At 44.6% G+C, this 12,850-nt stretch carries 15 protein-coding genes; 3 read left to right on the top strand and 12 right to left on the bottom strand.

What is annotated here, in order from left to right:
* Nucleotides 1-24: 24 nt before the first annotated feature.
* From ACLD71_RS13440 to trmJ, 3 genes are all read right to left on the bottom strand, one after another.
* The gene (locus tag ACLD71_RS13440; protein ID WP_137672804.1) at nucleotides 25-1,239 is read right to left on the bottom strand and encodes an IscS subfamily cysteine desulfurase; all 1,215 of its coding nucleotides are present in this window, start codon (nucleotides 1,237-1,239) and stop codon (nucleotides 25-27) included.
* A gap of 35 nt (nucleotides 1,240-1,274) precedes the next feature.
* A complete protein-coding gene (iscR, locus tag ACLD71_RS13435) occupies nucleotides 1,275-1,748 on the bottom strand; it encodes a Fe-S cluster assembly transcriptional regulator IscR (RefSeq protein WP_137672803.1) in 474 nt (157 codons plus the stop codon).
* Between the two features lie 89 nt (nucleotides 1,749-1,837).
* Nucleotides 1,838-2,569: a tRNA (cytosine(32)/uridine(32)-2'-O)-methyltransferase TrmJ gene (gene trmJ / locus ACLD71_RS13430; protein WP_411991017.1), complete on the bottom strand. Its 732-nt coding sequence runs from the start codon at nucleotides 2,567-2,569 to the stop codon at nucleotides 1,838-1,840.
* Nucleotides 2,570-2,742: 173 nt separating this feature from the next.
* Between trmJ and suhB the strand changes: the two genes are divergently transcribed.
* A complete protein-coding gene (gene suhB, locus ACLD71_RS13425) occupies nucleotides 2,743-3,546 on the top strand; it encodes an inositol-1-monophosphatase (protein ID WP_137672801.1) in 804 nt (267 codons plus the stop codon).
* A gap of 99 nt (nucleotides 3,547-3,645) precedes the next feature.
* On the top strand, nucleotides 3,646-4,179 hold the full coding sequence (locus ACLD71_RS13420; protein WP_411991016.1) for a hypothetical protein: 534 nt from the start codon (nucleotides 3,646-3,648) through the stop codon (nucleotides 4,177-4,179).
* Here the strand turns inward: ACLD71_RS13420 and ACLD71_RS13415 are convergent.
* From ACLD71_RS13415 to ACLD71_RS13375, 9 genes are all read right to left on the bottom strand, one after another.
* Entirely contained in the window at nucleotides 4,176-4,445 is a 270-nt protein-coding gene (locus ACLD71_RS13415) for a hypothetical protein (protein WP_411991015.1), read from the bottom strand. The genes ACLD71_RS13420 and ACLD71_RS13415 overlap by 4 nt on opposite strands.
* 1 nt (nucleotide 4,446) lies before the next feature.
* On the bottom strand, nucleotides 4,447-4,818 hold the full coding sequence (locus ACLD71_RS13410) for a rhodanese-like domain-containing protein (protein WP_411991014.1): 372 nt from the start codon (nucleotides 4,816-4,818) through the stop codon (nucleotides 4,447-4,449).
* 49 nt (nucleotides 4,819-4,867) lie between these two features.
* Nucleotides 4,868-5,818, bottom strand: a complete 951-nt coding sequence (secF, locus tag ACLD71_RS13405) for a protein translocase subunit SecF (protein WP_411991013.1) — start codon at nucleotides 5,816-5,818, stop codon at nucleotides 4,868-4,870.
* A 10-nt stretch (nucleotides 5,819-5,828) separates the two neighbouring features.
* Complete coding sequence (gene secD / locus ACLD71_RS13400) at nucleotides 5,829-7,682, bottom strand: protein translocase subunit SecD (protein WP_137672796.1); 1,854 nt, start codon at nucleotides 7,680-7,682, stop codon at nucleotides 5,829-5,831.
* Between the two features lie 28 nt (nucleotides 7,683-7,710).
* Nucleotides 7,711-8,049 carry a preprotein translocase subunit YajC gene (gene yajC, locus ACLD71_RS13395; protein WP_137672795.1) on the bottom strand — a complete coding sequence of 113 codons (339 nt, stop codon included), beginning with the start codon at nucleotides 8,047-8,049 and terminating at the stop codon, nucleotides 7,711-7,713.
* Between the two features lie 105 nt (nucleotides 8,050-8,154).
* The gene (gene tgt / locus ACLD71_RS13390; protein ID WP_303514958.1) at nucleotides 8,155-9,279 is read right to left on the bottom strand and encodes a tRNA guanosine(34) transglycosylase Tgt; all 1,125 of its coding nucleotides are present in this window, start codon (nucleotides 9,277-9,279) and stop codon (nucleotides 8,155-8,157) included.
* A gap of 92 nt (nucleotides 9,280-9,371) precedes the next feature.
* Nucleotides 9,372-10,418, bottom strand: a complete 1,047-nt coding sequence (queA, locus tag ACLD71_RS13385; RefSeq protein ID WP_411991012.1) for a tRNA preQ1(34) S-adenosylmethionine ribosyltransferase-isomerase QueA — start codon at nucleotides 10,416-10,418, stop codon at nucleotides 9,372-9,374.
* 77 nt (nucleotides 10,419-10,495) lie between these two features.
* Nucleotides 10,496-11,443 carry a S1 family serine peptidase gene (locus ACLD71_RS13380; RefSeq protein ID WP_411991011.1) on the bottom strand — a complete coding sequence of 316 codons (948 nt, stop codon included), beginning with the start codon at nucleotides 11,441-11,443 and terminating at the stop codon, nucleotides 10,496-10,498.
* Nucleotides 11,444-11,450: 7 nt separating this feature from the next.
* Nucleotides 11,451-12,107, bottom strand: coding sequence for a vancomycin high temperature exclusion protein (locus ACLD71_RS13375; protein ID WP_411991010.1), 657 nt, complete (start codon nucleotides 12,105-12,107; stop codon nucleotides 11,451-11,453).
* A gap of 206 nt (nucleotides 12,108-12,313) precedes the next feature.
* Here ACLD71_RS13375 and ACLD71_RS13370 point away from each other — a divergent pair, with 206 nt between their 5' ends.
* Complete coding sequence (locus tag ACLD71_RS13370; protein WP_411991009.1) at nucleotides 12,314-12,850, top strand: cytochrome b; 537 nt, start codon at nucleotides 12,314-12,316, stop codon at nucleotides 12,848-12,850.

Here is a 12,850-nt window from a genome sequence, read left to right as displayed (position 1 = left end):
CTCCAAATCCGTTAGTTATAATACTTAGTGGTGAGCCCACTCGACCTGACTTAGGTCCACTCCGTCTTTAAACATGTCCCACAATGGAGACATCTCGCGGAGGCGGCCAATTCCTTCGTTAATCACTTTAATTGCGTAATCAATTTCTTCTACTGTAGTGAAACGGCCAAACGAGAAGCGAATTGAACTATGCGCTAGCTCGTCATCTAAACCTAAGGCTCGTAGCACATAAGAAGGCTCTAAGCTGGCAGAAGTACACGCAGACCCTGACGATACAGCAAGGTCTTTAAGCGCCATGATCAATGACTCACCTTCTACGTAAGCAAAACTGACATTTAGGTTGCCCACTACACGTTGCTCAAAGTCGCCGTTAACGTAAGTTTCTTCTATGTCTTTAATGCCAGCCCAAAAGCGGTCACGTAGAGCGTGGATATGTTCGTTGTCTTTCGCCATATCTTGCTTAGCAATGGCAAACGCTTCGCCCATGCCCACGATTTGGTGAGTTGGTAAAGTACCTGAACGCATACCACGTTCGTGGCCGCCACCATGCATTTGTGCTTCTAAGCGAATACGTGGTTTACGTTGCACGTACAACGCGCCAATGCCTTTAGGGCCGTAAACCTTGTGCGCAGAAAACGACATCATATCTACTGGCAAGGCTTGTAAATCAATTTCAATTTTACCGGCACTTTGCGCCGCATCTACATGGAATAAAATTTTGCGTGAACGGCAAAGCTCACCAATTGCGTTAAGATCTTGAATCACGCCAATTTCGTTATTAACGTGCATAATGCTCACTAGCACCGTATCTTCACGTAAGGCTTCGCTTAGTTTCTCTAAGCTAATTACGCCGTTACTTTCAGGGTCAAGGTAAGTGACTTCATAACCTTCACGCTCTAACTGGCGGCAAGTATCGAGTACTGCTTTATGCTCAGTTTTACAGGTAATAATATGTTTACCGCGTTTGTTGTAAAAGTGTGCAGCGCCTTTGATTGCAAGGTTGTTTGATTCTGTGGCACCAGAAGTAAACACAATTTCGCGCGGGTCGGCATTTACCAATTCGGCAATTTGGTTACGAGCGATATCTACCGCTTCTTCTGCTTGCCAGCCGAAACGGTGTGAACGTGAAGCCGGGTTACCATAGATACCGTCTACGCTAAGGTACTGCATCATCTTCTCAGCAACGCGTGGATCTACAGGGGTAGTTGCTGAGTAATCAAGATAAATTGGCAATTTCATTAAAGTTCTCCGTTACTACTCGGTGAAAGCGAGCGTCATAAACTAATTTGTATCGTGTTGGTATCAACATGCTGAAGCTGGTCTTGGTTATGAGCAACATTTACAATTTGTCGCTCGCGCATCAAGCCGCCTAAGCTAATATTATCGAGGAAGTCGGCGATACGCTCGCTCAAGTCATTCCATAACGAGTGGGTCAAGCAAGGTTTACCACCTTGGCAATCTGCTGAGCCATGACAGCGCGTAGCGTCAATAGACTCATCAACTGCGTGAATCACCATACCCACTGCAATATCATCGGCATCCATACCTAGTCGGTAACCGCCGCCAGGGCCACGTACACTAGTGACTAAGCCATGTTTACGTAATTTTGAAAAAAGTTGCTCTAGGTAAGACAACGAGATACCTTGTCTTTCAGAAATATCAGCTAGAGAAACCGGCCCTTCTTCCATATGAAGAGCAACATCTAACATTGCTGTAACCGCGTAGCGTCCCTTAGAAGTTAAGCGCATATCCAACCCATTTATCGCGTGAACTTGGTCACAATCTTTCCATATCCGACTAATTTAGTCAAGTATAAAACCCAGTAAATTAGTCGGGTTTATTTTTCTGGTTTAGAGATGTGTTTGTCATACGCAGTGAGTATCCCACGCATCACGTTAAGCTCTTGTTTTTCCATGCGAATACGGTTGAACATTCGGCGAACCTTTTCCATTACTTTACCCGGATGAGGTTTAATGATGAAGCCGCTATCGGCAATACTCTGCTCAAAATGCTGATAGAAACGCTCTAGATCATCGGCATGCGGGTAGTCTTCAACGGGGCTTTCAGGGTGGACGTTTTGTCGATCCAAAAATGCCATTCTAACTTCGTAGCTTAATAACTGAACCGCCATAGCAAGGTTAAGCGAACTGTACTCTGGATTGGCTGGCACACAGACATGGAAATGGCATTGCTGTAACTCAGTATTGTTCAATCCACTATTCTCTCGACCGAATACAATGGCGACCTTGGCCTCTTGGGCTTCGCCAGCCAGTTTTACACCAGCTTCACGTCCATCAAGCATTGGCCAATCTAATGTACGTGAGCGAGCACTAGCACCGATCACCAATTGACAATCAGCTACAGCTTCAGACAACTCATTTACAATAGTGGTTCCGCCTAGCACATCAGAGGCACCTGCCGATAACGCTACCGACTTGCCGTCTATTTCAGCTTCTGGAGCAACCAAACATAAATCAGTGATGCCCATGGTTTTCATGGCGCGTGCTGCCGAACCAATGTTGCCACTATGGCTGGTGCCGACTAAAACCACTCGAACATTTTCCAACATTAGTATTACTTCACCCTAAATTTAATGCGCAGGATTGTAACATAGCCCTAGCGTTAGTCGCTAGATTGGAAAAAGTTTAAATCTGTTGTCTATAATAAATTGTGTTTGCACACACTATTCTCTATAATCCGGCGGTTATTTTTTATGTTCTTTCTACAAATTGGTGGTAATTCATGCATGCTATGCTAAACATAGCGGTTCGCGCTGCGCGAAACGCAGGTAAAGTTGTAACTCAAGCTTATGAGCAATTAGACAAAGTTGACGCAACGCCAAAGGGCGCTAACGACTATCTAGTAAACGTTGTTGCGGCTTCTGAAAAAAGCATCGTCGACACCATACGTAACGCTTTCCCTGAGCACTCTTTCGTGACAGAGAAAAATGGTTTGAGCAAAGGCACGGATGACGAATACCAATGGGTTATTAACCCACTGGATGGAGCCACCAATTTCATTAAAGGTATTCCCCACTTTGCTATATCTATTGCCTTACGTGTTCGAGGAAAAACCGAACACGGCGTAGTGTACGATCCTTTACGCAATGAGCTGTTTGCTTCTTCTCGCGGAAAAAGTGCTCAGTTAGACGGTTACCGTTTACGAGTAAATAAAACCAAAGATTTAGAAGGCACCTTAATCGCCACGGGTTTCCCATACCGCCGCAAGCATTACACCGAAAGCTACTTAGCCATGTTTGGTGCTGTTTTTGCTGAATGTAGCGACATTCGCCGCAGTGGAAGCCCAGCATTAGATTTAGCTTATGTTGCTGCTGGCCGTCACGACGGTTTCTTTGAATTAAACCTCAAGCCATGGGAAGTAGCCGCTGGTGAACTACTGGCTCGCGAAGCCGGTGCAATTGTTGCGGATATCGCGGGTAATACAGATTTCTACCAAACTGGTAATGTTGTTTGTGCTAACCCTAAAGTACTCAAGCACATGCTTGCTACATTCCGCCCTCACTTAACCGACGCTTTAAAAGGTTAAGCGAAAAACCAATACTGAAAATAAAGCGGGCAATGCCCGCTTTATTTTTATCTGCAATGCCTCTACCTTATATACAACGTATAAATTTAGGGTAACGGTATGAAATTCCTCTTTTCTTTATTGTGTTTTGTCAGCGGTATTGCCCATGCGGCGAACCTTACCGAGTCACAGTTAAACAGTTGGTTTAGTGCCAGCAAACAGCTAGTGCCCGTCATTGAACAAATAGAACAAGAAAATACTTTCCAAGATATTAATAACCCGAGTCAGTTTGCTGATGAAATGGCGAGTCAATTAAGCCGCAGTAGTAAAAGTGATGAAGTGACAGCGATACTATCTAAACATGATTTAAACATTGAAAGCTGGGCACAAACTACTGAGCAAGTGGTATTTGCTGCCATGGCTGCTAGCGCTGAAGACAATATGGCGCAACTTGAGCAATACAAAACCATGAAACAAGAGCTGCTAGATAATCCCGAACTAAGTGCTGAGCAGAAGCAACAAATGCTACAAATGTTTGAGGTTAGCGATCAGTGGATCACTCAGCTAGAAGCTGTTCCACAAAGCGATATAGACTTGGTTAAACCTCACCTTGATAAATTTAACCAAGAATTGGGCTGGGACTTAGACGACTAACTAGCCCCCAAATCGAAACTATCGGAACCTAGCTCGACGCGCTCTAGTTGCAGCTCAAGAAAAGCGATACGTTTAGCAAACTCGCCTAACAAAGCATCTTTTATCTCCAACAGTTGCAACACTGGAGTAGGTTCGCGCCACTCTGGATAATCGTTTTTATCTTCAGCGTGTTGATAGGCTAAATCAGCTTGAGCTTTGTCTAAGAAATAGTGAGTATTCTCAGCTATATCGAAAGAGTGGACCGTTAAGTGGCTAAGCTCGTTCATTTTATGCCCCTTCTAAAGGATAGTTAGCGTCTTTCCAGCCTCGAATGCCACCATCCATAGAGATAACATTGGTATACCCCATCTTCACTAAGTTATCTGCGCTTAATGCAGAGCGAAAGCCACCACCACAATAAATCACAATCATACTATCCAGATTTGGGATCAATGTTTCAACGTCACGTTCCAACACCCCACGCCCCATGTATTGGGCACCAGGAATGCGGCTCTTTTGCCATTCGTCTTGCTCGCGATTATCAATCAGTTTGAACTCGAGACCTTGCGCTAGCCATTGCTGCACTTGGTGAACATCACATTCCTTAATACGCGTTCGGCAATCGTCTACTAAGGCTAAAAAGCGGGGATTATGGGCCATGTTATCTTCTCCTTAAGAACAAAAAACCCGCCGAAGCGGGTTTTGATATTTACATGATTGGGTCTTGGTCGGCGCCTTCTTTCTCTTCCAACTCTTTGGGCATAAAGTCTTCTTTCTTAATACCTAAATAGAGCGCTAGCGTACTAGCAACATATATAGAAGAGTGAGTACCAATAAACACACCAAACAACAATGCTGTTGCAAAGTTATGAATAAGTTCGCCACCTAATAGGAAGAGCGAAATCAATACCATAATGGTAGTTAATGACGTCACAATAGTTCGGTTAAAGGTTTGAGTTAACGATACATCGATAATCTCTTCCGGGTCGCCCTTACGTAACTTACGGAAGTTTTCCCTAATCCTATCGGATACAACAATGGTATCGTTCAAGGAGTAACCCACTACCGTCAACAAGGCGGCGATTACCGTTAGATCAAACTCTAACTGTAACAACGAGAACAAGCCCAATGTTGCGATAACATCGTGTGCCAAGGCTAATACAGCACCTAGTGCCATACGCCACTCAAAGCGCATTGCAACGTAAAGTAAAATACAACCTAACGCGGCAATAATGGCTAAACCACCCTGCTCTGCTAGCTCTTTACCTACCGTAGGCCCTACGTATTCGATACGGCGCATTTCAACGTCGGCATCTACTTCAGAGCGCAGCAAACCCATAATGCTATCGCCAAGGTGTTCGCTATCAACACCTTCGCGCGGCATCATACGCAACAATACTTGGGTTTGTGACCCAAAGTACTGAGCGACAATATCTGGGTAGCTATTGTTGTTCATTACGTCACGGACTTCAGTAAGATCAGCAGGTTGTGAGAACTCTACTTCAATTAAGGTACCGCCAGTAAAGTCTAAGCCCCAGTTGATTTTGTTAATCGCTAAACTTGCTACAGAGGCAATCATTAGCAATACGGTAAACCAAATAAATGGTTTTCGGTGCGACATAAAACGCACAGTGTCTTTAGGTTTAAACAAATAAAACACGTCGTCGCTCCTAGATAGACAATTTGTCTATTTTCTTACCGCCCCAAACCAAGTTAACCACCACACGGGTGCCAACAATAGCGGTAAACATCGAAGTGGCAATACCAATAGCTAGCGTTACCGCAAAGCCTTTTACAGCACCCGTACCAATCGCAAACAAGATAAGCGCGGTAATAAAGGTGGTGATGTTAGCATCAGAAATAGTTGAAAGCGCGTTGCTATAACCGTGGTGAATAGCCTGCTGAGGACTGCGTCCATCTTTTAGCTCTTCACGAATACGTTCAAAAATAAGCACGTTGGCATCAACCGCCATACCTACGGTAAGAACAATACCCGCCATACCCGGTAAGGTGAGTGTTGCGCCTGGTATCATCGACATAAAGCCAATAATTACCCCTACGTTCGCCACTAAGGCTAAGTCGGCCACTAAACCAAATTTACGGTAGTACAAAGGCATAAATACAAGCAGCGCCAACAAGCCCATCACAATGGCCATAAAGCCTTTGTCGATGTTGTCTTGACCCAAGCTTGGACCTACGGTGCGTTCTTCAACAATTTGAATCGGTGCAATCAAGGCACCAGCACGTAATAGCAAGGCTAAATTTTGCGCTTCTGAAGGCGAATCAATACCGGTAATACGGAAGCTTCGGCCTAAACGAGACTGAATAGTCGCAACGTTAATCACTTCTTCTTGGCGCTGTAATATTGATTTACCTTCGGCATCTTTCTCACCGGTAGGTTTGTATTCAATAAACAGAGTAGCCATAGATTGGCCAACATTGTCTTTAGTAAAGCCAGCCATTTTACTGCCACCTTGGCTATCAAGGCTGATATTTACTTGTGGGCGACTGTATTCATCAAAACCAGATTGAGCACCAACAATATGGTCACCAGTTAAAATGACTTGATTGCGTAATACTACTGGCGAACCGTCGACACGCTTAGCTAACTGAGAACCAGGAGGAACACGACCAGCCGCGGCATCACGTAAATCGGCGTCAGTATTTACCATTCTAAATTCAAGCGTAGCGGTAGCACCTAAAATCTCTTTGGCGCGCGCAGTGTCTTGAACACCTGGCAACTGAACAACAATACGTTCTGAACCTTGACGCTGCACTTGTGGCTCAGCAACACCTAACTCATTTACCCGGTTACGGATAATGGTAATGTTTTGCTGAAGTGCATAATCACGAGTTTCTTTTAGTTTAGCTTCTGTCATTTTAGCGCTTAGACGGAATTGGTCGCCTTGGCTAGCATCACTAAACTGGTACTCGTTATATTTGCGGTCTAAGAAACTAATCGCTTTATCAAGGGTTGCTTCATCACGAAAACGAACCACTACCGCGTCACCTTGCGCGCGAACCCCTGCATAACGCAGTTTTTCTTCGCGTAAGTCACTACGAAAATCTTGAATCATGCCTTCTTGCGCTTTGCTTATCGCAGCGTCCATATCCACTTCCATTAAGAAGTGAACACCACCACGTAAGTCCAAGCCCAACTTTAGTGGGGCCGCGCCAATGGCATCTAACCAACCCGGTGTAGCGGGGGCAAGGTTTAAGGCAACAATGTAATCATCACCTAACAAATCATGTAATAAGCTCTTTACTTTAAGTTGGTCGGCATCGTTACGTAAGCGTACTAACGCCAATCCATCTTCAAAGCCAACCGAGCGAAAGTCGATAGATTGTGCTGTTAGGTGGTTGCGAATATTATCTAGTTGGGCAAGCTCTACTTGAGCGCCCCGAGTGCCAGAAACTTGTACGGCAGGATCCTCACCGTATAAGTTTGGCATGGCGTAAAGAAAACCGATGGCAATCAAAGCGACCACCATCACATTCTTCCACCAAGGGTATCTGTTTAACAAAATCTTATCCCTAGTGACCGAGTTACAACTACAGAGACTTCAACGTGCCCTTTGGCAAAACCGCTGAAACAAAGTCCTTTTTAAGTGTAACTGTTGTGTCATCACTTAGGCTTAACTGGAAGTAGTCGTTTTCTTCAGAAATCTTAATGATTTTACCGACTAAACCACCCGTTGTTAGCACTTCGTCACCTTTCGATAACGAGGTCATCAAGTTTTTATGCTCTTTTACACGCTTAGATTGTGGGCGGTAAATCATGAAGTAGAAAATCACCGCAAAGATGACCATCATGAAAATCAGTTCCATGCCGCCGCCAGCTGATGATGCTGCGCCGCCTTCGGCGAATGCTGGAGAAATAAATAGGCTCATTGTTACCCTCACTAAAAAATTAAAAAACTTAAGATTAAAATACAACTATCTTATTAAATGGAGACTGACCGAGCAAAAACAAGGCTTTGCTTGGTCAATCGGGTATTATTCCGCCAAAGGTGGTACTTCGCGACCCAATTTGGCGTAAAAATCTGCTACAAAATCGTCAAACTTACCAGCGGCAATCGCTTCACGTATACCTTCCATTACACGCTGGTAGTAACGCAAGTTATGAATGGTATTCAAACGAGCGCCAAGGATTTCATTACACTTATCTAAATGATGCAAGTAGGAACGAGAATAATTTTGACAGGTATAACAATCACACTCTTTATCTAGTGGATTAGTGTCCTCTCGGTGACGCGCATTACGAATTTTAACCACGCCTTCGCCGGTGAAAAGGTGGCCATTTCGCGCGTTACGGGTTGGCATTACACAGTCAAACATGTCTACACCACGGCGTACACCTTCCACTAAATCTTCTGGTTTACCCACCCCCATTAAATAACGAGGCTTATCGGCGGGTACTTTATGTGCAACATAATCCAAAATACGGTGCATATCTTCTTTAGGTTCGCCTACAGCTAAACCACCAATGGCGTAACCGTCAAAGCCAATGTTAGTTAAGCCTTCTAGGGAAACATCACGCAGGTGTTCGTAAACACCACCTTGAATAATCCCAAACAGCGCATTTTTGTTGTTGAGCTCATCGTGACGCTGACGCGAACGCGCGGCCCAACGCAAAGACATTTGCATTGATTTATCCGCTTCTGCTTCAGTCGCCGGATAAGGCGTACATTCGTCAAAAATCATCACAATGTCTGACCCCAAGTCGTTTTGAATTTCCATCGACTTTTCAGGGGTCAAGAAAATCTTATCGCCATTTACAGGATTGCGAAAATGCACACCTTCTTCGGTGATATTGCGAATATCACCCAAGCTAAATACTTGGAAGCCACCAGAGTCGGTAAGAATAGGCCCCTGCCAGTTCATAAAGTCATGCAAGTCGCCGTGGGCTTTCATCACTTCTTGACCAGGACGTAGCCACAAGTGAAAAGTATTACCTAGTAAGATTTCTGCACCGGTTTCACTCACCTCTTCAGGGGTCATGCCTTTAACGGTGCCGTAAGTTCCTACAGGCATGAATGCTGGCGTTTCTACGCTACCGCGTTCAAATTCTAAACGACCGCGACGGGCTTTACCGTCTTGAGCCAATAATTGGTATTTCATAGTTCACCTCAGATCGGAAAAACAGTCCGATTCAGATTGAGTTAGTGTGTTGTTTTACAATGTTGATTTAAGCTAATTCAACATAGGTCTTGTTATGCGTCTTTACGGGTAATGAACATGGCATCACCGTAACTAAAGAAGCGATATTGATTGTCGATTGCCGCTTGATAAGCTTGAGCGACATGCTCTTTACCGGCAAAAGCCGATACCAGCATAATTAGCGTGGATTCCGGTAAATGGAAATTAGTCACCATGGCGTCTACCACTTCAAATTGATAGCCAGGGAAGATAAAAATATCGGTCTCGGCTGCATAAGCTTGCAACTCTACAGCTTTTGATTTGGCATCTTTAGCGGCACTCTCCAGAGAGCGAACCGAAGTTGTGCCTACAGCGATGACTCGGCCACCAGCCGCTTTAGTCTTAGCAATTTTACTCACTACTTCTTGACTAACTTCGGCGTACTCTGAATGCATCACATGCTCATCAACCGATTCAACTTTTACTGGCTGAAAAGTTCCTGCACCAACATGTAAAGTAACAAAAGCAGTGTCGGCCCCTTTATCTTTTATTTGTTGCATCAATGCATCGTCGAAATGCAATCCAGCAGTAGGTGCAGCAACAGCGCCGGGCTTTTCGTTATAAACCGTTTGGTAGCGTTCTTTATCTGCATCTTCATCAGGGCGGTCAATATAGGGAGGAAGCGGCATATGGCCATAACTCTCTAATAGCTCTAACACAGTGCGAGTATCGTCAAAGCGCAACTCAAACAAGGCGTCGTGGCGTGCAATCATAGTTGCATCAAAAGCATCAGCTAAACGCAGTTGATTGCCAGGTTTAGGTGATTTAGAGCAGCGAACATGCGCAAGCACGCGGTGATCGTCTAATACGCGCTCGATTAATACTTCTAATTTACCACCAGTGGATTTTTGGCCAAATAAACGCGCCGGAATAACCCGAGTATTGTTAAACACCAAAAGATCATTTTCTTGAATATGATCGAGTAAATCAGGAAATTGCTGATGCTGTAACTCACCAGAGTTGCCATTTAGGTAAAGTAAACGACTGTCACGGCGTTGCTGTTTTGGGTATCGAGCAATTAGCTCATCAGGAAGATCAAAAGAAAAATCGGCAACACGCATGGGACTCAAAACTCTGTGGGATTTTGGATTATTATCAAGGCCGCAATTTTAGTGATTGCGGCCAGCAATAGCAAGGATTAGCGCAGTAAAAGGTGGCGTGGGAATCGATAGCGAATCAAGGCAAGTGGAAAGACCATTAATAACAACCAAAAGCTTGCTCCTCCTCCGCTAGAAACAGCTGGCTGAGTTTGATTACATTGCAAACTATTGTCACCCGCTAAGCTGGCGGTATCGGTCACCCAAGTGCACACTGTACCTACATCGGCATAAACGCCAGGTCGGTTCTGGCAACCAATACTGCCCCAACTGACTAAACCGAGTAAGCTATAGTCACTGCCTTCACGAACAAACACCGGTCCACCACTATCGCCCGAACAAGCATCTTGATCAGTACCATAGGCACAAAACATACGTTCGGTTATGGTGGAATTGGACCATCGACTAGCGCAAGACGAGGTATCATACAGGCTTAAATTACCTTGTTGCAGCACTTCTGGATACTCAGGGTTTGATGGATCGCTATTAACCCGCCCAAAACCAATAACGCTCATAAAGCCACCACTATTTAAGGCATCGGTAACCTGACTCGCATTGATAAGCGGTGGAGTAATAGTTTGAGGCGTAGCTAAACGCAGTAAGCTAACATCGTAATCAAATGCCGCTCCCGAGCTAGATGGGCTCACATAATTAGGGTGCTGATATACTTCACTTACGGCTACAGCACCGGCGTGACTACTGTTAACCATCTCATAAACACCCAGTACCACCTTCACTTGAGACGGGGCAAGGTGTTTTTCATCAGCATTTACATCATAGGTGCAATGCGCCGCAGTAAGCACCCATGATTCACCAATCAGTACACCACCACAGCGCTGGCTACCAACAAATACCTGAGCCATCCACGGATAGTTTTGAGTCGCATCATTGCCACCAACAATAAATGGGGTGATCTCTGTGTTAGAACTCGCGAAAGAGCTGAAACTATAACCACACAGTATGGCCAGTAGCCACATTCTTAGATTCATAACACACCTATACTTCACGTTCTGGACTACGAGTATTAACTTGTTCAGGCTCACCCAAAAAATGCGGTTGAGTTTTTAATATATGTAGATCTATTAAGGCTTTGGTTCTTGCGAGTACTTCACGTAAACGCACCCGCCAGTGAAACTCTCTAGGCGCATCATCCACCACATAACCGTAGGCTTCTATGCCATATTGATTGGCAATATATAGCGCCCTTTCTACGTGAAACTGTTGCGACACAATTATGATTGCGTTTTGGCCAAACACTTGTTGTGCCCGAACAATGGAATCAAAGGTTCTAAAGCCAGCATAGTCCAACGCAATATGCTCTCTGGGTACGTTTAAACGCAGTACATCATTTAGCATCGTTACAGGTTCATTATAATAGCGGGTAGCATTATCGCCACTGAGGATTAAGGCTTGAACCTTATTGGTGTGATAGAGCTTAGCTGCGGCTTCTACTCTAAAAGTATAATAAGTGTTGAGGCGTTTACCTACATACTTACTGGTGCCAAGCACCAAAGCCACTGGTTGCGCGGGGACTTGTTGCATATCTCGAAACCACTGGCCCGAGACCTGATTAGAGATATAGCGGTCTATCGCAAATAAGCCCACAAGCATGACGATAGCCATCAGCAACACTACGCTAAGGAATCGTTTCAATGCTTAATCTCCGACCATCTACTACTCATTCAGCCATGCTAGCATAGCCATTGCCGCCAACCAAACATCACCCAAGCCATTTGCCAAAAGTGCCCAAGCTACAATATCTTGCCTATACTGAGACGGATCGTAAAAATGCGTAAAGGCAATTTACAATAGTTGCAATTTTGTTAGTTTACCCACACAAAATTTAATGGCAATTAACCATGAATGTAAAAAACAACTCAACGCAATTTGGATTAGTCAGTAAGCTTATTCACTGGCTTATGGCGGCACTTATCATCGCTTTGGTGGCTATCGCTTTATATATGGACACGCTACCAAGGGGAGCAGAAAAATCTGAACTATTTTCCCTCCACAAAGGCTTGGGTGTTATTGCTTTAGCCTCTATCTTCTTAAGAATTATTTGGCACCGCATAACGAAGGTGCCCTCACCTATTGGTGAAGGCGTTAAACTGAAAATGGCTCACGCCGGACACTTAGCCTTATACTTGCTGATGTTGGCAATGCCTATTTCGGGCATGATCATGTCATTAGCCGGCGGCCACGCAATTAACTTCTTCGACTTATTCACCATTGCTGGCTTTGCTGAGAAAAACGAATGGTTAAATGGTATTGCCTCAGAGGTGCACTATTACGCTGCGCAAGCTTTGTACGTGACACTAGCCGCTCATGTTGGCGCCGCGCTTTATCACCATTTTTTGTTAAAAGACGACACCATAAAACGTATGACGTCTAAATAG

The organism is Agarivorans sp. DSG3-1 (assembly GCF_046774965.1).
In the GTDB taxonomy this organism is placed as follows: domain Bacteria; phylum Pseudomonadota; class Gammaproteobacteria; order Enterobacterales; family Celerinatantimonadaceae; genus Agarivorans.
This window is presented reverse-complemented; position numbering and strand designations above follow the sequence as displayed.